Raw genomic sequence first — 24,818 nt, 5'->3', positions numbered from 1 at the left:
ACTCCTAAAGTTTATTAAGCTTGATAGCTTTCTTTATATTGAAGCCTGTATAAATCATAGTACATTCCTTCGTTTTGAAGCAGTTCTTGATGATTACCCATTTCAACTATTCTGCCTTTATGAAGGACTATTATTTTGTCGGAATTTTGAATGGTTGATAGTCTGTGGGCAACTGCTATGGTAGTTCTGCCTTTTATTAATTTTTTAAGAGCATCTTGTATTAATATTTCAGTTTCTGTGTCAATATTTGATGTGGCTTCATCAAGTATAAGCACATCAGGTTTGAATACCAAAGCTCTGGCAAAAGCAAGAAGTTGTCTTTCTCCTGCCGAAAGAGTAGCGCCTCTTTCCATTACAAGTTCGTCGTATTTTTGGGGAAGCTTTTTTATAAAATGATCGGCATTTACATATTTAGCCGCTTCAATTACTTCTTCATCGGAAATATTATTATCGTCAAGCCTTATGTTGTTTTTTATATTTCCTGTAAAAAGGAAAACATCTTGAAGGACTACTCCTATTTTTTTTCTCAACTCATATTTATTATAATCCTTAATGTTAATTCCATCAATAAGTATTTCTCCCTTTTGAATATCATAAAATCTTGACATAAGGCTTATAATTGAAGATTTTCCTGCTCCCGTGGCTCCTACGAAGGCGACAGCTTCTCCGGGATTGATAGTGAAGCTTACATCTTTTAATATCCAATTTTCATCTTCATAAGCAAACCACACATTTTTAAATTCTATTTTCCCTTTGAAATTTGTTATTGGTATGGGTTCTAAAGGATTTTTAATTTGTTCTTCTTCATCTAATATGCCGAATATTCTTTCACTGGATGCCATTGCCGATTGAAGTATATTATATTTTTCTGTTAAATCCAATATGGGCTCGAAGAATCTTTGCAGATAATCGATAAAAGCATATAAAACGCCAAATTCAACCTGACCTGAAATTACTCTTCTTCCTCCAAAATATACTAAAGCCGCGATTCCGAGAGAACGGATTATTTCAATTGCAGGCCTGAATAAAGCATAAATTTTTATTTCTCTTTTTGCAGTATTTAAATAATCTGTATTGATGATATCAAATTGATTGAATATCTTCTTTTCTTTTTTAAATATATGAATAGTTTTCATTCCTGTAAAATTTTCATTTAGTCTGGCATTTATTTTAGCGAGCTGTATTCGGCCTATTCGATATACGTCTCTTATACTATTTCTGAATATAATCGAAACCAACACTATAAACGGAACCAAAGCGAAGGACAAAATAGCTAATTTGTAGTTCATTTGGAGCATTATAATTGCTATCCCGAAAAGAATAAATATATCCTTGAACAGATAAACCAATACATCGGTGTACATTTCATTTAATGTTTCCGTATCGTTTGTAACTCTGGTAACGAGTCTTCCCACAGGATTTTTATCAAAGTACTTTAAACTCATTTTTTGAATATGTGAGAACAAATCCCTCCTTATGTTAAAAATAATTTTTTGACTTGTCCAGTTAAGAAGATATACTTGAACATAGTTTAAAACAAACGCTCCTAATATTACAAATAGAAACACCATACCGATAAGTTTTAATCCGTCAATATCCTCTTGCCTGAACTTCATAAAATCTTCATGAGATAAAAGGACTCCCTTTTTTATATCTGTTTCATTTTTATCGGCGATATAATAGTTTCCCTTGTATTTAGTAATGACTTTTATGTCATTATCATCATGTTGAAGTCTTTCCCTTTCTGAAAGATTGTTTTCCCTTACATAGATTTTATTGTTAAATATAGTACCTTTTTTACCTGAATTTATGTCAAAGACATATATTGGTTTTTTATAACCGTTTATATAGTCGTCAATTGTAATTTTCAAAAGGTAAGGCCTTGCAAGCTCAAGTCCTGTTATGAATATCATTAGTATTATACATATCGTCATATAATGCCAATAGGGTTTTGCATAACTAAGAAGCCTTTTCATAAGTTTGGAGTCATAGGCTTTTCCCAATATTTCATCGTTATTGTTATGTTCCATGTTTTCCCCTCCGAATTAATTTTTTTGTATTTTTTCTTCAAGAAGTTGTTTTTCATAAAGATCTTTATATATTCCGTCTTGTTTTACTAAAGAATCATGATTTCCTCTTGCAACAATTTCTCCTTCATCAATTACAAGAATTTCATCTGAATCTTTAATAGTTGATATTCTATGACTTATGATTATAGTAGTTCTTTTTTTAATTACTTCTCTTAAATTAGATAATATTCTTTCTTCCGTATCGGTATCTACACTGGAGAGACTGTCGTCAAGTATTAATACGGAAGAATCCTTTATAATTGCTCTGGCAATTGATACTCTTTGTTTTTGACCTCCCGAAAGAGTTACTCCTCTTTCTCCGAGCACCGTCTCAAATTTATTTGGGAATTCTATTATATTGTCATATACTTCAGCAGTTCTTGAAGCATTATAAATTAAATCTTCATTATATTTTTCTTCTTCTTCAAAGGAAAAAGCAATATTATTTATAATGGAATCGGAAAAGAGAAAATTTTCCTGTGGAACATACCCTATATTTTCCCTTAAAGATTTTATAGTCATATCTTTAATATTAATTCCGTCTATTAGTATTTCTCCTTCATCTATATCATAAAGCCTTAGAAGCAAGCTTACTATGGTTGATTTTCCGCTTCCAGTTCTTCCGACGATTGCTAAACTATGGTCTGAAGGTATTTTAAAATTTAAATTTTTAACAGCATAATTTTCGGAATGGGGATATTTGAAGGATACATTTTTAAATTCAATTTCTCCCTTCATATTTTTTATATCTATTGCATCCTTTGAATCCGTAATTTCAGGTTTTTCTTCAAAGATTATATTGAGCCTGTCCATAGATGCGGCTCCTCTCTGAAATAAGTTGATTACCCAGCCTGTTGCCATCATGGGCCACACCATCGAACTTAAATATGAATTAAAAGCCACAAAATCTCCAAGGGAGATATCATCTCTTATAACCAATATTCCTCCGTACCAGAGAACAATCAAAAAACTTATTGAAGACATAAATTGAACTAAAGGGTGAAATATTCCGGAAATTTTTACGAGACTTAGATTTTTGGATAAATTGTTGTTATTGACTACCGAAAATTTTTTAATTTCATTTTCTTCCTGTACGAATGACTTAATTACTCTAATTCCCGCGAAATTTTCCTGAGCGGTATCTGTAAGATCGGAAAACGCCTCTTGGACTTTTATAAATCTTTTATGAATTATTTTACCGAATTTACCTACTACAATGGCAATAAAAGGCAAAGTAGAAATAGCAACTAAAGTTAATTTTAAATTTGTGGTATGAATCATCATTATTACTGAAAAAAAAGTCATGAAAACCGCATCTACAATCATTACCACTCCTTGTCCTAATGCCATCCTTACTGAGTTAATATCGTTAGTTGCATGGGCCATAAGGTCTCCGGTTTTATGAGTATTGAAATAATTCGTTGAAAGAGTGAGGAGATGCCTGAATAATTTATTTCTCAAATAATATTCTAAAGTTCTCGCAGTGCCTTGTAGGTATATTCTCCAATAATATCTTCCAACCGCGATTATAAGTCCTGTTAAAATAATATATAAGCTATATTTAATTAATTCATTGAATGTAAGGAGATTATTTTGTAGAAGATTTGTAACTATTCTTAATATCTGCGGAACTATTAGCTGGACTATATCAATGATTATTAACCATATTACTCCAAAAAAATATTTCCATTTATTTTTGATAAAAAAATCTTTAAGTACCAAAAAACTTTTCATTATAATGTCATTCCCCCTCAACTTTTACTTTGACTCTCTAAATAAACTTTATACTAACTATTATAATTGAAAAAAATAAGTTTTAAAGTAAAAAAATCATTCACATAAAAATAATATTTGATGAAAAACTAATAATAGTTTATTGGAGGTGAATTTATGGAGCTAAATACAAAAGAAATGCTTAAAAAGAAAATATTAGACGCTCAGGAAATGGTCAGAGATTATGAGATGTATTCTAAGAAAGTTGAAGATAAGGAATTAGTTCAAACTTTTAAAAGTTTTGCGGAAGACTGCGGTCTTCAAGCTCGAGCCCTTCAAGATATACTTAAAAGAATGAATTAAGATCAATTTAAGAAGTTCTGCTGTTTAAGAACTTCTTAATTATTTGAAAGAAGTTTTGATATGGTTATTATAAATTTATATGTTAAAAAAGTAAACAAAGTGTATAATTATAATTGTATAATTATGAAATATTTCCTTGGAGTGATAAGAAAAAATTAGAAAGGCTGATATTCATGAAAAAAGTTAAAATAATATTTAATCCATCTTCAGGAAGACAGTTAATTAACAGAAAGTTGGATCATATATGTAAATTTCTTATTGACAATGGATACATAGTTGGAAAGTTTGTCACTGAAGAAAAAGGTGATGCCACCAAGGAAACGATTAAGTCCTGTAAAGAAGATTGGGATATAATAGTTGTATGTGGCGGAGATGGAACAGTGAATGAGGTTGCAAAGGGAATAGTTTTGGGGAAAAAGAAAATACCCGTGGCTATATTGGCCGCAGGAACGGTTAATGACTTTGCCAATCATATGGGGCTGCCTAAAAGCGGATGGGATTTTTTTGAAATGATAAGAAAAGGTAAAACGATAGATGTGGATTTAGGAAGAGTTAATGATGAATACTTTATGAATGTAGCTGCAAGTGGTTTATTGACTAATGTAGGCTATCAAGTTCAATCGGAAACCAAAGCGGTTCTTGGAAGAATGGCATATTATTTAGAGGGATTAAAAGAGATACCAAGGCAGAAATTTGAACCTATAAAAGTAAAATTTGAAAGTGAGGAGTATAACGGAGCAGAAGATATATTGTTGTTTATGATATCTAATAGTTCTTCAATAGGAGGGTTTAAAAGGCTTGCTCCCAAGGCGGAAGTCTGTGACGGATATTTGGATTGTATTATCATCCAAAAATCGGACATACAGGATTTAGTTTCGATATTTATAAATATATTTAGCGGTGACCATATAAATCATCCTAATGTTAGGTATTTTAAGACTAAAAAGATATCCGTTTTCACAGAAGAAGGTATACCTATAGATATAGACGGGGAATATGGAGGGAAACTTCCCGCAACATTTGAAGTACTGCCAAATAGCTTTAGAATATTTATTAAATAAAACTCTGACAATTTTATTGTCAGAATTTTATTTATTTATGGTATTATTATATTGACTTAAAGGTTAGGACATTATAAAATTCTTATTAAAGAAATGTTAAAAGCGGGACTTTGGAGGAGATTTTTTTGAATAATAATTGTGAAGAAGATGTAATGGAAATTGAAAGGTATCTGAGGAAAATCAACTGTATAGTAAGATTGAAGGGGAGAGAAATTCTTAATGATATTAATATAACTATTCCTCAATTTACTGCTCTTCAAATATTAATACATGAAGAAGAAAGTTTGACTATAGGAGAATTAAGTCAGAAAATGGCTCTTGCCTGCAGTACAATAACTGATTTGATTGACAGGATGGAAAAAAATAAACTTGTGGAAAGGAGGAAGGATTTAAGGGATAAAAGGATTGTAAGGATAGAAGTTATGCCTCTGGGGAATGAATTGGTTCAAAAAGTTCTTGAGAAGAGGAGAGAATATCTGCAAGAACAACTTGGAAGCTTCAATAAAGAAGATAAAACAAAATTAAAAGAATGTCTAAAAATATTATATAACGCTATTAGGGAAGAGTAACGTTATAGTTATTTTAAAACTTGGTATTTTGATTTTAAAGGGGAATGAAGCTATGAAATTTATTAATAACAGATTCAAGATAGTGACTATATTACATCATAGTACTAAAGATGATTTATATGTAGTTGAGGACTTATGGAATAATGAAGAAAAGAAATTTTTAAAATTTTTTAATTATGAAGAACATGGAAAACTCATTGACTATTTAACTGAAAATTTTATTTTTATTTCCAGTATTAAACATAAGTATCTCTTAAGTTGTGAGCAATTTGATATTTGCAGGACAATAGACAGAAGTACGGTTAATATAAATAAATATTATTATGTAAGCGAGTATATAGATGCTTCAACTTTAGCTCAGATACGAGATGAATTGTCCGTTAAAGACAAGGTGTTTATTCTTATTCAGCTCTGTGTAGTTTTGAATTTCTTGCATTTTAGGGGAATAACATATAAGTCTTTGAATCCCGAAAATATTTATGTATTGAAAAATCGTGAAATTAAGTTACGAAATTTGATATCAACCTTTGAAGACAATTTAGAGAATGAATATGGCAAAAATACTAATCAGTTTATTTTATCGGAAACTCTGTTGAAAGAAAAGTCTAAGGATATAAAAACTGATTTTTATTTTTTAGGAATGATAATCAAATATTTGTTTCCCGATGAAATTTTAGAGAAGGGACAGTTTCAAGTTATAGAGAATGTATATGATAATTTAGTTGAAAGTAACAAGGATGGAAAGGATATTAATTTATCACATATTGTAAATAAACTTTCTTCTGCTTTTCATATAAGATATGAATATGATTTAAGAAAAGAGAGGGAAACCATTAATTTTAAAACTAAGATGGTTGGGCAAAGTGAGGAATTAAAACGGGTTCTACAAATTTGTGGAGATTATCGTGGCAGAAGATGTAATAAGAAGATTGTGTTAGTGAGTGGGGAGCCGGGAGTGGGGAAAACTCGGTTTTTAAAGGAAGTATCTTATCGCTTGAAAATTAAAGGAATAGATGTATATAACAGTTATATTACCAAAAAGGAAAATGAAAGCTTTAAAGTAATCAGAGATATATTGAGACAAGCAATAAAGGGTATTCCTAAGTCATTATTAGATAAATACGGTGGAGAACTGGTAAAAATATTGCCGGAGTTAAATCTTGCAAAAGATATAGTTCCGACTCCCTCTTTGGGAGAAAACGAGGATAAATTTAGACTTTATGACAGATTATTAAATTTAATGGATGGTTTATCTAAAATTAAATCCTTAAATATAGTGATCGATAATATCCATTACAGTGATATAGAAACTTTAACGATTATTGATTATATTTTGAAAAGTCCTAAGGAGTTTTCCATAGCATTTATACTGTCCGACAGCGGAGACAAAATTTCTGATTCAAATGTATCCAAATTTTTGGAAGAATGGAGAGCTAAAGGTTATATTGAAGATATAAAGTTATCTAAATTGGGGCTACAAGAAATAGGAGAATTAGTTCAATATATTTTGGGAATGAGTTTTAAACCCTTGAATTTTTCGGCCAGCCTTCTTAAGGAAACCTTAGGTAATCCGAGGTTTATTGAATTGCTACTTTATGATCTTTGCTCCAAAGGAGAGCTGAGGATAAATGAAAGAGGCAATTGGGACTTGATAAACAAGACCTATTCGGAAATTTATCTGCCTGTCAGTTTTGATAATACATTAAAAGAACAGTTGAACTCCCTTGACGATGATTCTCTCTATGTACTTAAAATTATTTCAATATTTAATAATCCCGTTTCTAAAAATAGTATTATTAAAATGGTGAATATGGACGTAAATAAATTAAATGAGATAGTGGATAAGCTGGTAAAGGCAGATTTTGTGGATGAAAGGGTTGGAGATTGGGGATATAGTTATATTGTATATGATTTAAAATTAAAAAAGATGATATATTATTCTATAGATCCAATACAAAAAAAGGAACTGCACAAAAAATCGGCAGTCATATTGGAAGAAGAATATAAGAATAATAAAAATATAGATTTGGAAGAACTCATATATCATTTAATACAATCGGATCAAATGGACAAGGCTATTGATTATACAATTGATTATGCTGAGGAAATGGAGTCTTTGCTAAATTCTCAGTCTGTTTTATTCTGGGAGAAAGCATATGATTTATTAAAAGATAGGAAAGATGAAAGAAAGCTTCGAGTATTGGAAAGTATTGGCAGGCTTTATGTATTAAGATATCAGAATGAAAAAGCACTAAAAGTTTATAAGCAATTACTTGAAGAGGCGGAACAATATAATTCTGTAAAATATATTGTCGATAGTAAGAACTCAATAGCACAAATTTATTATAAGAAAAATGATCTTGATTCAGCCTTTAAATATTCCTTTTCCGCAAAGAACATTGCAAAAGATGTAAATAATATTGAAGGATTACTCAATTCGATCATTTCATTAAGTAAGATCGAAATATACAAAGGCAATTATGACAGTGCTTCGAAGGAGTTATTAGCGGGGTTGGAGATTTCCGAAAGAGAAAAAGCAGAAAAGAATACAGGATATTTTTATAATTTGTTAGGAATCATCGATTATTATTCGGGAAATATGGAAAAAGCGGAAAAAAATTTTCTTAAGAGTATAGAATATTTTGAAAGAACGGAGGACTATGTGGAGTTTATAAAACCGTTAAATAATATGGCAAATGTATATATTGAGTATTATGGAGATATAGATAAAGCGATTGAATACTATAATAAAGGCTTGAATATAAGCAGAAAAATTGGAGATTTAGATCTGGAAATGACTTTTCTGAATAATGTTGGTGAAATCTATATTGGAAATCATGATTATGAAAACGGGAAAAAGTATATCAGAAAAACTAAAGAAATAGCTGAGAATATTGAAAATGGAAACATGTTGTTCCTTTCCAACATAAATTTGGGGAATATATATTTAACAACGGGAGAATACGGTCTATGCTATAATTGTTACAGAGAACTGAAACAAGGATATATCAAAAACCCTAACAAAGAAAAAGAGGCCTTAGGTCAATATTTTAATTTCATGGGAGAATTCTATTATACCTTTGGCATGTGGAAAAAATCGTTGAAGAATACATACAGAGCCATACAGATGTGTAAGGAATTTGACATGAGAGATTATCTTCTATCGAAAATTAGAATAATATTAATTAAATACTATGAACAGTCAAAATTTGACAAAGAACATATAGAAGAAATAAGAAAAGAATTTAGAAAGAGAAAGTATAATTTTGACAGAAGAAAAGCCCTGCTTCAGTTTTCCACTATTGCAATTTTAGAAGGGGATCTTGATTATGCTTATGATTTATTAAAAGAAGATGAGGACTTAGTTCAAAAATATCATAAGGATTCCCTGGATTTCATTAGAAATTTACTATTATATTATCTTGATGGGAATAATGGGGACAGTTCTAAACTTATGTATTTGGAAAATGAAATGAAAAATAATGATATACTGTATTTTGAATTTTACGGAAATTTTATTATCGCAGATAAATTTTATCAACTTGGAGATTATTATAAATCATTGAAATTTTATACTGAAACTTTAGATGCTCTTTATAGGCTAACTATAAGAATACCTGATAAAAAATTTCAAATTCAATATATCAAAATCAATAGGGGAAATGAAATTAAACAAAAAATGAAAAGCATATTTAAGGAAATTTTTAAGAAAGATATACCTTATATATGTTTAGAAGATTTAGAAAAGGAAGATTCTATTGAAAAATATTTTGAATTTGAAAAAATATCTGAACTAATAGATAATGATTGTCTTAGAAAAATGTTGGGGAACAGTACAGATTTACAATTTACAAATAAAATAAAAAATTTAGAAGATTTAATAGTAAATTTTACCGATAATTATAAAGAGAATCTTCATTTAATATTGGAATATTTAGCAGAAAAAACTATTGCTCAAAAGGGATTTATATTTTCCTATGATGAAAAAAATAAAGACCTTTCTTTGGTTGTCAGCTTAAATTCCAAGGATTCGGATATTATAGACGAAAATATTTTAAAAATAATCGGGGAAAATAGTACTGGGGTTATAATTAAAAATACTCCCAAAGAACTTAAAAAGAAATTTTTTACGGAATCGCTCTCGAAAGAAAATAAAGCCTTTATATGTGTGCCGGTGTATAAGCCTAATGGTTATATAAATAATTTTGTTCATAAAGATAGAAGAAAACATAACCTTAAAAATGAAAAAATAATAGGATATATTTATCTACAAACAGATAAACTATTTAATAGGTTTGATTATGAAAGGTATCAGCTTGCAGATTTATTGTCATATTTGGTTTTTATGAATTTGGAGAATTACAATTTAAAGATAATGTCTACCATTGATGCTATGACCAATACCTATACCAGAAAGTATTTTGATATTATAATCAATGATATAATGTATAATGTTAAAATAAACGGAGAAAGATTTGCTTTACTTATGATTGATATAGATAAATTTAAGGATATAAACGATACTTATGGACATAGAAAAGGAGATGAAGCACTATCAAAAATAGGCAATACATTAGTTCAAAATGTTCGCTCTACTGATATAGTTGCAAGATATGGAGGTGAAGAATTCATAGTGATTCTTCAGAACACTTCGGAAAGGGATGCAAAGGAAGTTGCAGAAAAATTAAGGAAAAAAATAGAGGAGTTAAATATTGAAAATTCAAGCTGCCTTTTAACAGTAAGCATAGGAATATCCATATTTCCAGATCATAGTCAGTTTAAAGAAGAATTAATCGAAGAAGCAGATCAAGCTTTATATTGTGCAAAAGAGAATGGAAGAAACAGGGTAGAAGCCTGGAATTCCAATATTGTTAATTCTTTTGAAAGGGTAGACAGACTGGCCGGAATAGTTACCGGCAATACCGTTCAAGATCAAAGAAACGTATTGGCATTAATGGATATGGTAGATCTTTTAAGAAAGGATAATTCTTTGAGAAATAAAATTTATGAATTTCTAGGGAGAACTATGGAAATATTATCAGCAGAGAATATTATTTTATTTACATTAAGCGATTCAGGGAAAATAGAAAAATCTTATTCCCGTAAAAGATTTACGAAGGGATTTTCAAAGATTCCTTATTATAATAAGGAAATATTGGAGAAAACTATAGAGAGCAAAAAAGGTGAATTTTTAATTGATTGGGAAGATATCGGAGATGTGGATGCTTTATCAGGGATACCTAATTGGAAGTCAATAGTTGTATTTCCGTTGATTTATAAAGGTATAATGAAAGGTATTGTATATTTGTCGGTTCCACTTAAAGAGAAAGAGTTCGATTATAACAGTTATAATTTTATTAAAGCTATATGCAGCATATTTTCGCCTTTGCTTAATTGAGTTATTTATTTGCATATATACTTTTAATTGTGATATAATTTAACAAATAATTAAAGATAATTAATACACCTATGAATAGGAGGATTGAAAATGTCAGCAACAATTAAAGATGTGGCTAAAATGGCGGAAGTTTCTATATCAACAGTATCCAGAGTTATAAATGATTCAAAACCAGTGAGTCCCGAGGTAAGAAAAAGAGTCTTGGAGGTTATTGACGAGCTGGGATATAAACCTAATGAGGTGGCTAGAACATTAGTGACTAAAAAATCTTTCTTGATAGGTGTGATTGCCACTGATATAGGGAATTCCTATGTAGCTCAGATAATTAGAGGAATTGAAGAAGTAGGTAAGATGTATAATTATGATATATTGTTGTGCAGCAGTTATGGAGATAAGGAGACGGAGCTAAAATTTATTCAGCTATTGAATAGGAAACAGGTGGAAGGAATAATATTAATATCCGAAATAATAAATGAAAAAGTTAAAGAACAAATAGATCAACAGAACATACCATTTGTGTATTTGAATAAGTATTTCTATATGGAAAATGTCCTTACGGTATCCATAGACGATTTAGATGCAAGTTATGAGATGACTAATTATTTAATCAGTTTGGGACATAAAAATATTATTTATGTCAGCACTCATGAAAACGAAGAATATTCATTGGAAAAGTTCAAAATTGAAGGATATAAAAAGGCCATTGATGAATTTGGAGAGGGAGACGAATTAATCTGTTTTGCAAAAGGATGTAGCATTGAAGACGGATATGATATAGGCAAGGAAGTTGAAGATTTAGTAGAAAAATATGATGCTACAGCGGTATTCCTAAGTCATGACGAGCTTGCTATAGGGCTGATTAATTATTTCTACGATTGCGGAGTAAAGGTACCCGATGATATTTCTGTGGCAGGCTACGGTGACATTAAAATAAGTCAGATTCTTAGACCTAAACTTACTACGATTAAAGAACCCTATTACGATATTGGAGCGGTGGCAATAAGAAAAATCATTAAAGAACTTAAGGAAGAAAAGTTTGATAAGGGCAATATTAAATTGCCATTTCAAATAAAGAAGAGGGAAAGCTGTGGAAAAATACAAGCAGAATAGGAAAAAATTAATAATTATATTATTATCCATAGATATGGCAGTGGTGCTATTCTTATCCTTATTTATCAATAAAGAAACAGGTTTTTCTACAAGATTGAGTAATAATTTTTTTATAGTCTCAATGGTGTTTTTGGTAGTTGGGGTTGTGTTTGAATTACAATCTTGGTCTCTCCATAAGAAGATTGTAAAAAAATCAGAAGGGGAGATTTCAATAGATGAGTTGAGGCAAACTCGATTTGATGATAAAACTATTTCTAAGGTAAGAATGCATGACAATCTTAAATTTCGCAAAGAATTGTACAAGGTTTTAAATAAGATATTTATGATAATAGGGGTTATTGATTTTTTAGCGTCTTTATTTATGCTTATTTTTATATAATTAAAAAGTACACATTGTGTACTTTTTAATTATATATTTAGTAGTAATCAGGGTTCTATTATTTTTGATTTTAATTACAAATAATGGAAAATAGTCCTGCAATTTCAATAGTAGGTACTAAAGATTATATTTATTATATAGAAGGATAAATGAGAAAAATGTAGAAATATATTATATTTAGAATAGGAGGGAAGATTTATGTCAGAAAATCAATATGTAGTTTTTAAATTAGGAAAAGAAGAATATGGAATTGATATTATGAATGTCAAAGAAATAGGATCTTATAAAGAAACGGTGAAAGTTCCCAATACTCCTAAGTTTATTGATGGAATAATCAATTATAGAGGTAAAGTAATACCTATAATTAACTTAAAGAAGAGGTTTAATCTTGAGAATACGGAAATTAATGCTGATACCAGAGTTATTATTATTAATCTTAATGAAAAACAAATAGGGTTTGTAGTAGATGAGGCATCTCAAACGGTAAGGTTAAATGACAATGAGATTGATCCTGCACCGGATATTATTTCAAGTATAGATAGAAAATATATAATAGGGGTGGGAAAATTAAGTGAAGAAAGGCTTATAATTATTATCGATTTAGAAAAAGTTCTTAATGATAGTGAAAAAAGTGAAATAGAGCAGATGAAAATTTAGTTTAGAGGTGTATGTAATGAGTGATTCTTTAAACATAAAGAGGATCAATGATGTATTTCATCAAACAATTAACGCTATTGAAACAGGAAGAGAGGAAATAATTGATATATCGGAAAATATCAAAAAGGAATATACAAGGATAGAAGAAGAACTATCGGATATAAAAAAATTGGTGGATAATACAACCAAGGAAGTAGATTTTGCTGAAATTGAAGAAAGAAAGGCCAGGTTTAAGCTTGCTACCGTTAGTAAAAATTTTGACATATATAGTGAGCAGGATATAAAGGATGCTTATGAAGAAGCAAATGATTTAAGAATAAAACTTATTCTCTTAAGAGAAAAAGAAAGAACTTTGCTGGAAAGAAGATATGAGTATGAATTAAGACTTAAGGCCAATCTTGACATTATGAAAAAGGCAGATAATGTAAATAAAAAAATCGGAGTTGCAGTAAAATATCTTCAAGAAAATACCGATCAAATCCTTTTAACTATAGATGACTTGGGGAAACGTCAATATTTAGGTATTAAAATAATCGAAGGACAAGAAGAAGAGAGGGAAAGAGTCGCAAGAGACATTCATGACGGGCCTGCTCAATCCATGGCAAATATTTTGATAAAAGCAGAGCTGTGTGAAAAGTTACAGGATTTAGATAAAGAGAGAGCAAAGGTTGAACTCGGCAACTTGAAAACAATAGTAAGAGAAACCCTTAAAGATGTAAGAAAAATAATTTATGACTTAAGACCTATGTCTTTGGACGACTTAGGATTGAAGCCGACGTTGGAGAGATATATATATAATTATATGAAAGAAAACAGTATAATTGTAAAGTTAAACGTTATCGGCGACATAAGCGATGTTAATTCGACTATAGGAGTTGCGGTTTTTAGAGTAATTCAAGAAGCTCTGGCCAATGTCAAAAAACATTCTCAGGCAAGTATTTGTTCTATTATGGTAGAGAAGGCAAAGTCAAGATTAAATGTAATTATTTCGGATAATGGAGTTGGGTTTGATTGCGATAATAAACATATTGAATATGAGCCGAAGAAAAATGGATTTGGATTAATAAGTATGCGTGAAAGAATTGAATTATTAGATGGTGAATTACAAATTAAGTCGTCTCCAGGGAAGGGAACGAAACTTTATTTTTATATACCATTTGTAGAGGAGGAACTATACGTATGAAAGGTAAGAATATAACAGTGATGATAGCAGACGATCATGTTTTAATGAGAGAGGGACTGAAGCAATTGTTAGAGCTGGGAAATAATATTGAAGTTATCGCTCAATCCGGAGACGGGGAAGAGACCATAAAGAAGGCAGTAGAATGTAAGCCTGATGTTATATTATTGGATATAAATATGCCCAAATTAAATGGAATTGAAGTATTAAGAAGATTGAAAGATATGGGACAAACATCTAAAATTATTATGCTAACTATTCATGATGCTCGGGAATATCTTTTTGAGACTATGAAAATTGGAGCAAATGGATATATTTTAAAAGATTCTGATTCGGACAGTTTGGTCAAAGCCATTAAAGACGTTTATGCCGGTAAGACTTATATACAGCCCAGTATTGCTTCGATGCTTGTTGATGAGATTAATTCAAAAGGAGAGGAGAATAAAGATTTAGCTAAGATTAAGTCTTTAACCAGAAGAGAATATGAAGTTCTCACCCTTTTGGCAGAAGGAATTAACAATAAAGAGATAGCAGATAAATTATACATAAGCGAAAAAACTGTTAAAAATCATGTTTCTAATATATTTAAGAAGATTAAAGTAAATGATAGAATCCAAGCAGCCATATTTGCTTATAAAAATAATATAAAGAAAATATAAAGGTGGGATTTAAATGAGTGAAAAGAGTAAAGGGAAAATGCTTCAGGAGGAATTATTCTTAAAACATAAAAATACTTGGGAGTATGTTGAAGAAGATGAGTTCAACAAGATCTTTCAAATGGGTGAGGATTATAAAGAATTTTTAAATGTCGGAAAAACTGAAAGAAAAGCAACTAAAGAGATAATCAGAAGGGCTGAAGAAAAAGGGTTTAAACCATTAGAAAAAATATTAGAAACTGGAAAGAAGATAAAAGCCGGAGATAAGATTTATTTTAATAATAAAAATAAGGGAGTAGCACTTTTTGTCATAGGAAAGGAAGATATGGAAAAGGGAATGAATATAATCGGCTCTCATATAGATTCGCCAAGGCTTGATTTGAAGCAAGCTCCTCTTTATGAGGATTCAAATTTAGCTTTGCTTAAGACCCATTATTATGGCGGAATAAAGAAATATCAATGGGTTTCCATTCCTTTATCTCTTCATGGAATTGTAATTAAGAAGAATGGGGAAGAAATAGAAGTTGAAATAGGAGAAGATGAAAAGGACCCTGTATTTCTAATAACGGATTTATTAATTCACTTGGCTAAAGACCAGATGGCTAAGACTCTTGACGAAGGAATAGCAGGAGAAGGGCTTAATATTATTGCAGGAAGTATTCCTTATAAGGAGAAGGATTTGGATAATAAAATAAAACTTAATATATTGAATACTTTATACCAGAAATATGGAATAACCGAATCTGATTTTCTGACGGCAGAAATAGAAGCGGTACCTTCAGGCAAGGCAAGAGACGTAGGATTGGACAGAGGTCTTATATCTTCTTATGGTCATGACGATAGAGTATGTGCATATACTTCTCTAAAGGCAATATTAGATATGGATATCCCGGAAAGAACATCCGTAGGTTTATTTGTGGATAAAGAGGAGATCGGGAGTGTAGGCAGCACCGGAATGCATTCTCAATTTTTTGAAAATGCAGTAGCAGAAATTTTAGGTAAAGATTCAAACTTAATTAAATTTAAAAGGACGTTATCAAATTCAAGAATGTTGTCTGCTGATGTTGCAGCAGGATTTGATCCGAATTATCCGGAGGCTTTTGAGAAAAACAATTCTGCCGTAGTTGGTAATGGTATTAGTTTAATTAAATATACCGGCTCAAGAGGAAAAGGTGGTTCTAATGATGCAAATGCAGAATTTATCGGTTATGTAAGCAGAATATTTGATGAAAATAAAGTCGTATGGCAGACAGGAGAATTAGGTAAAACAGATCAAGGAGGAGGAGGAACTATCGCATATATTTTAGCTAATTATGGAATGGATGTAGTGGATTGCGGAGTTCCTGTCTTGAGTATGCATGCTCCTTATGAGATAGTAAGTAAAGGGGACGTTTATGAAACTTACAAGGGATATAAATATTTTTATTTGTCTAAATAAAAGTTGAAACCAATATGCTTTAAATACTTGAGATTTCAATAAATAAAAAGGCTGGTACAACTAATAATGACCGATTATGTACCGGCCCCTTTTTCAGTTATATATATTTTTTTACTAATTATTAATATTGGATGCTATATAATTTAAGGTAAAATTTTTAAAGGCTTCGCTTAAAGGTGATAGATGTCTGGTTTTATGGTATACAAAATAAAATTTTCTATTAAGATTGAATCCATCAATGTTGAATATTTTAATTTTTTTTTGCTGAATTTCATCTTTTACAGATATTTCCGAAAGAAAACTTATTCCTGCTCCTAAGGAAACAAGTTTTTTTATTATTTCCGTATCTTCAACGTATCCTATTATATTTAGTTGCTTTAAATTTAAGAAATTTAGTTCCATCTGCCTTTCTACTAATTCTCTTACACCCGAACCTTTTTCTCTCATTATTATCTTTTCTTTTAAGAGTATATTTTTTTCTAATGTAGAATAGTTATGGCAAGAAAACCTTTTGATGTTAGGAGTAATTAAAAAAAGGTTATCTTCCATTAAATCAATATATTCTAATTGGTTAGCACAGTGTTTCGTCCCTATTATTCCAAAATCGCTCTGCCCTTCCAGGATACTTTTTATAATACTTTTAGAATCCTTGGATATTAAGGAGAAAGTTACATCAGGATATGTTAAAAGAAAATTATATACAATGTTTGGAAGTACATATTTACTGGGAATAGTACTTGAAAAGATGTCTAAATGTCCCTGTATTTTACCTTTGAAGGATTCCAATTTGAATTTAGCCATCTTGCATGAATTAATTATATTAATAGCATATTCATATAATATGGTTCCAGAAGGAGTCAATGATATATTTTTGCCAGAGCGATTTATAAGAGAAGTTTTCATCTCTTTTTCTAAGTTTTGTATATGGTTTGTTACAGTGGGCTGAGTAATGTACAATTTATCGGCAGCTTTTGAGAAGCTTTTCAAATTTGCAACTTCTATGAAAGTTTCTAATTGTCTTAAATCCAAAAAGATCACCGCTTTCTTCAAATTCTAATTATATATTATCAGATAATGAGTATATTTTTAAAGTAAAAAAATAATAATAAAATTTAATTTTCTATTGACAAATGAATTTTAAGCTGGTATATTAAAATAGTTGTCACAAAAAAGAGCATCAATTGTAAATCATAAAAAATAAAGAATGTTGGCCTTGACAAAGAGAGCTGTTTATGCTATAGTAAGAAGGTCAACAATGAACCAAGAAAATTAAACAGTGGGAATAAATTTGAGTAAAAAACAAGTTGTAAAAAAGAAGTTAGTGTTTGATAAGAGCAAAGGCAAACTTTAAATTGAGAGTTTGATCCTGGCTCAGGACGAACGCTGGCGGCGTGCTTAACACATGCAAGTCGAGCGAAGGAATACTTAGGAAGCCTTCGGGAAGAATACGTATTCCTTAGCGGCGGACGGGTGAGTAACGCGTGAGGAATCTGCCTCGCACAAGGGGATAGCCTCGGGAAACCGGGATTAATACCCTATGATACTTACACTGCGCATGCAGAGTAAGTTAAAGAATATCGGTGTGAGATGACCTCGCGTCCCATTAGCTGGTTGGCAGGGTAAAAGCCTACCAAGGCGACGATGGGTAGCCGGCCTGAGAGGGTGAACGGCCACATTGGAACTGAGACACGGTCCAGACTCCTACGGGAGGCAGCAGTGGGGAATATTGCACAATGGAGGGAACTCTGATGCAGCAACGCCGCGTGAGCGAAGAAGGTTTTAGGATCGTAAAGCTCTGTCCTAGGGGAAGATAATGACGGTACCCGAGGAGGAAGCCCCGGCTAACTACGTGCCAGCAGCCGCGGTAATACGTAGGGGGCGAGCGTTGTCCGGAATTATTGGGCGTAAAGGGTGCGTAGGCGGCTGAACAAGTCAGATGTGAAAGGTTAAGGCTTAACTTTAATAAGCATATGAAACTGTTCAGCTTGAGTTAAGGAGAGGGGAGTGGAATTCCTAGTGTAGCGGTGAAATGCGTAGATATTAGGAGGAATACCAGTGGCGAAGGCGACTCTCTGGACTTAAACTGACGCTGAGGCACGAAAGCGTGGGGAGCAAACAGGATTAGATACCCTGGTAGTCCACGCCGTAAACGATGAGTGCTAGGTGTTGGGTGTCAAAGCTCAGTGCCGCAGCTAACGCAATAAGCACTCCGCCTGGGGAGTACGATGGCAACATTGAAACTCAAAGGAATTGACGGGGACCCGCACAAGCAGCGGAGCATGTGGTTTAATTCGATGCAACGCGAAGAACCTTACCAAGGCTTGACATCCCTCTGAAGTATATAGAGATATATATGGCTTTTAGGAGACAGAGGAGACAGGTGGTGCATGGTTGTCGTCAGCTCGTGTCGTGAGATGTTGGGTTAAGTCCCGCAACGAGCGCAACCCTTACTTTTAGTTACTAACAGGTAAAGCTGAGGACTCTAAAAGGACTGCCGGTGATAAATCGGAGGAAGGTGGGGATGACGTCAAATCATCATGCCCTTTATGTCTTGGGCTACACACGTGCTACAATGGTCGGTACAGAGGGAAGCGACACCGTAAGGCGAAGCAAATCCCAAAAAGCCGATCCCAGTTCGGATTGCAGGCTGCAACCCGCCTGCATGAAGCTGGAGTTGCTAGTAATCGCAGATCAGCATGCTGCGGTGAATGCGTTCCCGGGTCTTGTACACACCGCCCGTCACACCATGGGAGTTGACAATACCCGAAGCCGGTAAGCGAACCCGAAAGGGGAGCAGCCGTCGAAGGCAGGGTTAATGACTGGGGTGAAGTCGTAACAAGGTAGCCGTATCGGAAGGTGCGGCTGGATCACCTCCTTTCTAAGGAGAATTTAATTCCCACTGTATTAATTTATAAATAATATATTAATAGGAAATATTAATATAATATGGTTTTAACTCTTTGGGGGTGTAGCTCAGCTGGGAGAGCACCTGCCTTGCAAGCAGGGGGTCAGGAGTTCGAATCTCCTCATCTCCACCAGAACCTTGAGAACTGAAAAGTAAAGAAGAAGAAAAGAAGTAGGTCAAGCAAATAAGGGCATAGGGTGAATGCCTTGGCATCGGAAGCCGAAGAAGGACGGGGTAAGCGCCGAAATGCTTCGGGGAGTCGCAAACAGACATAGATCCGGAGATATCCGAATGGGGGAACCCGCCTGAGCAAACCTCAGGCATCATGCACTGAATAAATAGGTGAATGAAGGGAGACTGGGGGAACTGAAACATCTAAGTACCCCAAGGAAGAGAAAGAAAAATCGATTTTCAGAGTAGCGGCGAGCGAAAAGGAAAGAGCCCAAACCGGAGGGTTAAACCTTCGGGGTTGAGGACACAACATAAGGAGAGAAGAAAAGCAGCCGAAGGGACTGGGAAGTTCCGCCAGAGAAGGTGAAAGCCCTGTAGGCGAAACAAAGAAACTCGACAGTTGTGAACCAGAGTACCACAGGACACGAGAAATCCGGTGGGAAGCAGGGAGGACCACCTCCCAAGGCTAAATACTAACCGATGACCGATAGAGGAATAGTACCGTGAGGGAAAGGCGAAAAGAACCCCGGGAGGGGAGTGAAAAAGAACCTGAAACCCTATGCCTACAAGCAGTAGGAGCACTATTAGAAAGTGTGACTGCGTACTTTTTGTAGAACGGGCCAGCGAGTTACGATATGCAGCAAGGTTAAGCAGTGAAGCTGCGGAGCCGTAGGGAAACCGAGTCTGAATAGGGCGAAAGTTGCATATAGTAGACCCGAAACCGGGTGAGCTACCCATGGTCAGAGTGAAAGGGAAGTAAAATTCCGTGGAGGCTCGAACCGATTAGTGTTTAAAAACTATCGGATGAACTGTGGGTAGGGGTGAAATGCCAAACGAACCCGGAGATAGCTGGTTCTCCTCGAAATAGCTTTAGGGCTAGCCTTATGGAAAGTGAGATGGAGGTAGAGCACTGAATGGTAAAGGGGCACAAAGTGTTACCAAAACCTATCAAACTGCGAATGCCATACTCATAGAAATAGGAGTCAGACTGCGGGAGATAAGTTTCGTAGTCAAAAGGGAAAGAGCCCAGATCACCAGCTAAGGTCCCAAAGTGCAGGTTAAGTGGCAAAGGATGTGAAGTTACGGAGACAACCAGGATGTTGGCTTAGAAGCAGCCATACATTTAAAGAGTGCGTAATAGCTCACTGGTCAAGTGACGTTGCGCCGAAGATTTCCGGGGCTAAACCTGACACCGAAGCTGTGGGATAGAAATATCGGTAGAGGAGCAATCTGTGAGGAAGAAGCTATACCGAAAGGAGTAGTGGACGAAACAGAAGAGAGAATGCTGGCATGAGTAGCGAAAAGGCAAGTGAGAAACTTGCCCGTCGAAAGCCTAAGGGTTCCTGAGGAAGGCTCGTCCGCTCAGGGTAAGTCGGGACCTAAGCCGAGGCCGAAAGGCGTAGGCGATGGACAACAGGTTGAGAATCCTGTACCAAGAATATGCGTTAGAGAGAGGTGCTGACGCAGGAGGATAAGATGAGCACACAGATGGAAAAGTGTGTCTAAGCCTGAAGTAAGCTTTCATAGGGAAAACCGTGAAAGAGTTATGAGAGGTGATGGGGAGCGAAAAAAGAAGTAGCGAAGCATCCGAATCCAAACTGCCAAGAAAAGGCACTATCGAGTATATGATTGCCCGTACCGGAAACCGACACAGGTAGGCGAGGAGAGAATCCTAAGACGCACGGAAGAACCCTTGTTAAGGAACTCGGCAAAATAGCCCCGTAACTTCGGGAGAAGGGGTGCCGGAAGAAGAGAAGGCCAAACGGCTGGGAAATAATCCGGCCGCAGTGAAAGGGCCCAAGCGACTGTTTACCAAAAACACAGGTCTCTGCGAAGTCGAAAGACGAAGTATAGGGGCTGACACCTGCCCGGTGCTGGAAGGTTAAGGGGAAGAGTCAGTAGAAATACGAAGCTTAGAACTTAAGCCCCAGTAAACGGCGGCCGTAACTATAACGGTCCTAAGGTAGCGAAATTCCTTGTCGGGTAAGTTCCGACCCGCACGAAAGGTGTAACGACTTGGGCACTGTCTCAACAAGGGATCCGGTGAAATTGTAGTACACGTGAAGATGCGTGTTACCTGCGACAGGACGGAAAGACCCCATGGAGCTTAACTGTAGGCTGACATTGGATTTTGATATCATATGTACAGAATAGGTGGGAGGCAGAGAAGTAAGTGCGCCAGCATTTATGGAGTCAAAAGTGGGATACCACTCTTATGATATTGAAATTCTAACCAAGTACTGTGAAGCCAGTACAGGGACACTGTCAGTTGGGCAGTTTGACTGGGGCGGTCACCTCCCAAAGAGTAACGGAGGTGCTCAAAGGTTCCCTCAGTACGGTTGGAAATCGTACGAAGAGTGTAAAGGCAGAAGGGAGCTTAACTGCGACACATACAGGTGGAGCAGGAAGGAAACTTGGACTTAGTGATCCGGTGGCACCGAGTGGAAAGGCCATCGCTCAACGGATAAAAGCTACCCTGGGGATAACAGGCTTATCTCCCCCAAGAGTTCACATCGACGGGGAGGTTTGGCACCTCGATGTCGGCTCGTCTCATCCTGGGGCTGAAATAGGTTCCAAGGGTTGGGCTGTTCGCCCATTAAAGAGGCACGCGAGCTGGGTTCAGAACGTCGTGAGACAGTTCGGTCCCTATCCGTCGCAGGCGCAGGAAATTTGAGAGGAGCTGTCCTTAGTACGAGAGGACCGGGATGGACAGACCGATGGTGAATCAGTTGTCTCGCCAGAGGCAGAGCTGAGAAGCTAAGTCTGGGAAAGATAAGAGCTGAAGGCATCTAAGCACGAAGCAGACCTCAAGAAGAGATTTCCCACTCCGCAAAGGAGGTAAGACACCAGAAAGACGAACTGGTAGATAGGTCTCAGGTGGAAGAGTAGTAATACTTTAAGCTGAGAGAAACTAATAAGTCGAGGGCTTGACCTAAAGATTCTTCTTCAAAGTTTTCAGGGAAAAGGGTAAGGAAGTAAAAGGAAAAAAGGAAAAAGTATTTGGTGACAAAGACGAGAGGGAAACACCTGTAACCATACCGAACACAGAAGTTAAGCCTTTCAGTGCTGATGGTACTTGAGTGGAAACGCTCTGGGAGAGTAGGACGTTGCCAGAACATTCTTGGGTAGCTCAATGGCGGAGCAACCGGCTGTTAACCGGTAGGTTGTGGGTTCGAGCCCCACCCCAAGAGCCAAAAGAAAAGATAAGCCGGGGTGGCGGAACAGGCAGACGCACAGGACTTAAAATCCTGCGGTCCTTAAAAGATCGTACCGGTTCGATTCCGGTTCCCGGCATTAGGGTGGTTATATCGCGGGGTAGAGCAGTCTGGTAGCTCGTCGGGCTCATAACCCGGAGGTCGTTGGTTCAAATCCAACCCCCGCAACCATTTATAAAAATAGAATAATAAAGAAATTAAATTATTATTTTTTTCTGTTCTATGATATCAATATAATAAAATATATGTAACTATTGAGGCCCTATGGTCAAGCGGTTAAGACATCGCCCTTTCACGGCGGTAACTCGGGTTCGAATCCCGGTAGGGTCACCAAAAGGAGGGCGCATAGCTCAGCTGGGAGAGCACCTGCCTTACAAGCAGGGGGTCATAGGTTCGAGCCCTATTGTGCCCACCAATAAAAAATGTAGTGGCAAAAGTGAGTAGAAGTAATAATATATAAATGATGGTAAGTAAAATGCGGCCTGGTAGTTCAGCTGGTTAGAATGCCAGCCTGTCACGCTGGAGGTCATGGGTTCGATCCCCATCCAGGTCGCCATTAAAAACAATATAACAAATGATGAAATCGAAAGCAGAAATTTAATAAACATGCTGGTGTAGCTCAATTGGTATAAGCAGAGAACCCAAATCATGTATTTCGATTTGGAGTGAATCGCTTAGTGGAACAGTTAATATAAGCAGTGTTGTAGTTTTAAGGCAGAAATTTAATAAACATGCTGGTGTAGCTCAATTGGTATAAGCAGAGAACCCAAATCATGTATTTCGATTTGGAGTGAATCGCTTAGTGGAACAGTTAATATAAGCAGTGTTGTAGTTTTAAGGCAGAAATTTAATAAATCTGCTGGTGTAGCTCAATTGGTATAAGCAGAGAACCCAAATCGTGTATTTCGATTTGGAGTGAATCGCTTAGTGGAACAGTTAATATAAGCAGTGTTGTAGTTTTAAGGCAGAAATTTAATAAATCTGCTGGTGTAGCTCAATTGGTATAAGCAGAGAACCCAAATCGTGTATTTCGATTTGGAGTGAATCGCTTAGTGGAACAGTTAATATAAGCAGTGTTGTAGTTTTAAGGCAGAAATTTAATAAATCTGCTGGTGTAGCTCAATTGGTAGAGCAACTGACTTGTAATCAGTAGGTTGGGGGTTCAAGTCCTCTCACCAGCTCCAGGAGGGGTTCCCGAGTTGGCCAAAGGGGACGGACTGTAAATCCGTTAGCTGAGCTTTCACTGGTTCGAATCCAGTCCCCTCCACCATGAAAAAATAATATATGTGCGGGTGTAGCTCAGTGGTAGAGCCCCAGCCTTCCAAGCTGGTTGCGAGGGTCCGATTCCCTTCACCCGCTCCAGAAGAAATTAGCACCTATAGCTCAGGTGGATAGAGCAACGGACTTCTAATCCGTGTGCCGGGGGTTCGAATCCTCCTAGGTGCACCATTAATTTTGGGGTGTAGCCAAGGCGGTAAGGCACTAGACTTTGACTCTAGCATTTCCGCAGGTTCGAGTCCTGCCACCCCAGCCAAAATTATAAAATTATTATGACTCATTAGCTCAGGTGGTAGAGCACCTGACTTTTAATCAGGGTGTCCGGAGTTCGAGTCTCCGATGGGTCACCATATATTGTTGGAGAGGTACCGAAGCGGTCATAACGGGGCGGTCTTGAAAACCGTTTGGGTCTTTGGCCCGCGTGGGTTCGAATCCCACCCTCTCCGCCATTTAGCTTGTAAGGAGAAGTACTCAAGTGGCTGAAGAGGCTCCCCTGCTAAGGGAGTAGACCTTTTACGGGGTGCGAGGGTTCAAATCCCTCCTTCTCCGCCAAAGAGTAAAAGAATAGGGGCCTTTAGCTCAGTAGGTTAGAGCGTCCGGCTCATAACCGGCAGGTCCGGGGTTCGAGTCCCTGAAGGCCCACCATTTTTATATTT

13 protein-coding genes, 16 tRNA genes and 3 rRNA genes are annotated in these 24,818 nt (G+C 35.2%); 29 read left to right on the top strand and 3 right to left on the bottom strand.

All coding sequences use genetic code 11. The annotated features are described in order from the left end of the window. Window positions 1–14: 14 nt before the first annotated feature. Both EQM13_RS12385 and EQM13_RS12380 read right to left on the bottom strand, forming a co-directional pair. Window positions 15–2,030 carry an ABC transporter ATP-binding protein gene (locus EQM13_RS12385; protein ID WP_071141365.1) on the bottom strand — a complete coding sequence of 672 codons (2,016 nt, stop codon included), beginning with the start codon at window positions 2,028–2,030 and terminating at the stop codon, window positions 15–17. 15 nt (window positions 2,031–2,045) lie between these two features. Further along, a complete protein-coding gene (locus EQM13_RS12380) occupies window positions 2,046–3,803 on the bottom strand; it encodes an ABC transporter ATP-binding protein (protein ID WP_128752838.1) in 1,758 nt (585 codons plus the stop codon). Between the two features lie 156 nt (window positions 3,804–3,959). Between EQM13_RS12380 and EQM13_RS12375 the strand changes: the two genes are divergently transcribed. From EQM13_RS12375 to EQM13_RS12330, 10 genes are all read left to right on the top strand, one after another. Then, entirely contained in the window at window positions 3,960–4,145 is a 186-nt protein-coding gene (locus tag EQM13_RS12375; protein ID WP_071141363.1) for a hypothetical protein, read from the top strand. A gap of 173 nt (window positions 4,146–4,318) precedes the next feature. Next, window positions 4,319–5,206, top strand: a complete 888-nt coding sequence (locus tag EQM13_RS12370) for a diacylglycerol/lipid kinase family protein (RefSeq protein ID WP_071141362.1) — start codon at window positions 4,319–4,321, stop codon at window positions 5,204–5,206. Between the two features lie 125 nt (window positions 5,207–5,331). Continuing rightward, window positions 5,332–5,775, top strand: a complete 444-nt coding sequence (locus EQM13_RS12365) for a MarR family winged helix-turn-helix transcriptional regulator (protein WP_234958969.1) — start codon at window positions 5,332–5,334, stop codon at window positions 5,773–5,775. A gap of 52 nt (window positions 5,776–5,827) precedes the next feature. After that, window positions 5,828–11,173, top strand: coding sequence for a diguanylate cyclase (locus EQM13_RS12360; protein ID WP_128752836.1), 5,346 nt, complete (start codon window positions 5,828–5,830; stop codon window positions 11,171–11,173). Window positions 11,174–11,263: 90 nt separating this feature from the next. Then, window positions 11,264–12,283: a LacI family DNA-binding transcriptional regulator gene (locus EQM13_RS12355; protein ID WP_071141360.1), complete on the top strand. Its 1,020-nt coding sequence runs from the start codon at window positions 11,264–11,266 to the stop codon at window positions 12,281–12,283. Next, the gene (locus EQM13_RS12350; protein WP_114219294.1) at window positions 12,261–12,662 is read left to right on the top strand and encodes a hypothetical protein; all 402 of its coding nucleotides are present in this window, start codon (window positions 12,261–12,263) and stop codon (window positions 12,660–12,662) included. Before EQM13_RS12355 ends, EQM13_RS12350 begins: the two co-directional genes overlap by 23 nt. A 198-nt stretch (window positions 12,663–12,860) precedes the next feature. Beyond that, the gene (locus EQM13_RS12345) at window positions 12,861–13,319 is read left to right on the top strand and encodes a chemotaxis protein CheW (protein WP_128752834.1); all 459 of its coding nucleotides are present in this window, start codon (window positions 12,861–12,863) and stop codon (window positions 13,317–13,319) included. Window positions 13,320–13,335: 16 nt separating this feature from the next. Next, entirely contained in the window at window positions 13,336–14,502 is a 1,167-nt protein-coding gene (locus EQM13_RS12340; protein ID WP_128752832.1) for a sensor histidine kinase, read from the top strand. Next, a complete protein-coding gene (locus EQM13_RS12335; RefSeq protein WP_071141356.1) occupies window positions 14,499–15,158 on the top strand; it encodes a response regulator in 660 nt (219 codons plus the stop codon). Before EQM13_RS12340 ends, EQM13_RS12335 begins: the two co-directional genes overlap by 4 nt. A gap of 13 nt (window positions 15,159–15,171) precedes the next feature. Next, window positions 15,172–16,593, top strand: coding sequence for an aminopeptidase (locus EQM13_RS12330; protein ID WP_071141355.1), 1,422 nt, complete (start codon window positions 15,172–15,174; stop codon window positions 16,591–16,593). A gap of 114 nt (window positions 16,594–16,707) precedes the next feature. Here the strand turns inward: EQM13_RS12330 and EQM13_RS12325 are convergent, their stop codons facing one another. Beyond that, window positions 16,708–17,622, bottom strand: a complete 915-nt coding sequence (locus tag EQM13_RS12325) for a selenium metabolism-associated LysR family transcriptional regulator (protein WP_071141354.1) — start codon at window positions 17,620–17,622, stop codon at window positions 16,708–16,710. 319 nt (window positions 17,623–17,941) lie between these two features. On the opposite strand from EQM13_RS12325, the gene EQM13_RS12320 reads away from it, so the two are divergent. The 19 genes from EQM13_RS12320 (at window position 17,942) to EQM13_RS12230 (ending at window position 24,807) form a co-directional block, all read left to right on the top strand. Next, window positions 17,942–19,471: ribosomal RNA gene (locus EQM13_RS12320) — 16S ribosomal RNA — on the top strand. An 84-nt stretch (window positions 19,472–19,555) separates the two neighbouring features. Next, window positions 19,556–19,631: transfer RNA gene (locus tag EQM13_RS12315), tRNA-Ala, on the top strand. Window positions 19,632–19,672: 41 nt separating this feature from the next. After that, a 23S ribosomal RNA gene (locus EQM13_RS12310) occupies window positions 19,673–22,604 on the top strand. A gap of 64 nt (window positions 22,605–22,668) precedes the next feature. Then, window positions 22,669–22,785, top strand: a 5S ribosomal RNA gene (rrf, locus tag EQM13_RS12305). Together the 16S, 23S and 5S rRNA genes with 7 tRNA genes alongside form the textbook arrangement of a ribosomal RNA operon. 3 nt (window positions 22,786–22,788) lie before the next feature. Beyond that, window positions 22,789–22,863 (top strand) — tRNA-Asn (locus EQM13_RS12300). Window positions 22,864–22,876: 13 nt separating this feature from the next. Continuing rightward, window positions 22,877–22,963: transfer RNA gene (locus EQM13_RS12295), tRNA-Leu, on the top strand. A 15-nt stretch (window positions 22,964–22,978) separates the two neighbouring features. Beyond that, window positions 22,979–23,055 (top strand) — tRNA-Met (locus tag EQM13_RS12290). A gap of 87 nt (window positions 23,056–23,142) precedes the next feature. After that, window positions 23,143–23,217, top strand: a tRNA-Glu gene (locus EQM13_RS12285). Between the two features lie 6 nt (window positions 23,218–23,223). After that, window positions 23,224–23,299, top strand: a tRNA-Val gene (locus EQM13_RS12280). Window positions 23,300–23,363: 64 nt separating this feature from the next. Further along, window positions 23,364–23,440, top strand: a tRNA-Asp gene (locus tag EQM13_RS12275). Between the two features lie 552 nt (window positions 23,441–23,992). Then, a tRNA-Thr gene (locus EQM13_RS12270) sits at window positions 23,993–24,068 on the top strand. After that, a tRNA-Tyr gene (locus EQM13_RS12265) sits at window positions 24,069–24,154 on the top strand. Between the two features lie 18 nt (window positions 24,155–24,172). Beyond that, window positions 24,173–24,246: transfer RNA gene (locus tag EQM13_RS12260), tRNA-Gly, on the top strand. A gap of 10 nt (window positions 24,247–24,256) precedes the next feature. Continuing rightward, window positions 24,257–24,333, top strand: a tRNA-Arg gene (locus tag EQM13_RS12255). Window positions 24,334–24,340: 7 nt separating this feature from the next. Next, window positions 24,341–24,418 (top strand) — tRNA-Gln (locus tag EQM13_RS12250). Window positions 24,419–24,436: 18 nt separating this feature from the next. Next, window positions 24,437–24,512: transfer RNA gene (locus EQM13_RS12245), tRNA-Lys, on the top strand. A gap of 9 nt (window positions 24,513–24,521) precedes the next feature. Further along, a tRNA-Ser gene (locus tag EQM13_RS12240) sits at window positions 24,522–24,611 on the top strand. Between the two features lie 12 nt (window positions 24,612–24,623). Continuing rightward, window positions 24,624–24,714, top strand: a tRNA-Ser gene (locus EQM13_RS12235). Window positions 24,715–24,730: 16 nt separating this feature from the next. Then, a tRNA-Ile gene (locus tag EQM13_RS12230) sits at window positions 24,731–24,807 on the top strand. The last annotated feature ends 11 nt before the right edge of the window (window positions 24,808–24,818 follow it).

Origin of the sequence: Acidilutibacter cellobiosedens (genome assembly GCF_004103715.1) — a bacterium.
Lineage (GTDB): Bacteria > Bacillota > Clostridia > Tissierellales > Acidilutibacteraceae > Acidilutibacter > Acidilutibacter cellobiosedens.
Note: the sequence above shows the minus strand (reverse complement) of the source record. Positions and strands in the feature narration are given on the sequence as shown.

Coding starts and splice junctions, on each gene's coding strand:
- EQM13_RS12385 (WP_071141365.1), bottom strand. CDS start 2,030: ATGGAACATAACAATAACGATGAAATATTGGGAAAAGCCTATGACTCC.
- EQM13_RS12380 (WP_128752838.1), bottom strand. CDS start 3,803: ATGAAAAGTTTTTTGGTACTTAAAGATTTTTTTATCAAAAATAAATGG.
- EQM13_RS12375 (WP_071141363.1), top strand. CDS start 3,960: ATGGAGCTAAATACAAAAGAAATGCTTAAAAAGAAAATATTAGACGCT.
- EQM13_RS12370 (WP_071141362.1), top strand. CDS start 4,319: ATGAAAAAAGTTAAAATAATATTTAATCCATCTTCAGGAAGACAGTTA.
- EQM13_RS12360 (WP_128752836.1), top strand. CDS start 5,828: ATGAAATTTATTAATAACAGATTCAAGATAGTGACTATATTACATCAT.
- EQM13_RS12355 (WP_071141360.1), top strand. CDS start 11,264: ATGTCAGCAACAATTAAAGATGTGGCTAAAATGGCGGAAGTTTCTATA.
- EQM13_RS12345 (WP_128752834.1), top strand. CDS start 12,861: ATGTCAGAAAATCAATATGTAGTTTTTAAATTAGGAAAAGAAGAATAT.
- EQM13_RS12340 (WP_128752832.1), top strand. CDS start 13,336: ATGAGTGATTCTTTAAACATAAAGAGGATCAATGATGTATTTCATCAA.
- EQM13_RS12335 (WP_071141356.1), top strand. CDS start 14,499: ATGAAAGGTAAGAATATAACAGTGATGATAGCAGACGATCATGTTTTA.
- EQM13_RS12330 (WP_071141355.1), top strand. CDS start 15,172: ATGAGTGAAAAGAGTAAAGGGAAAATGCTTCAGGAGGAATTATTCTTA.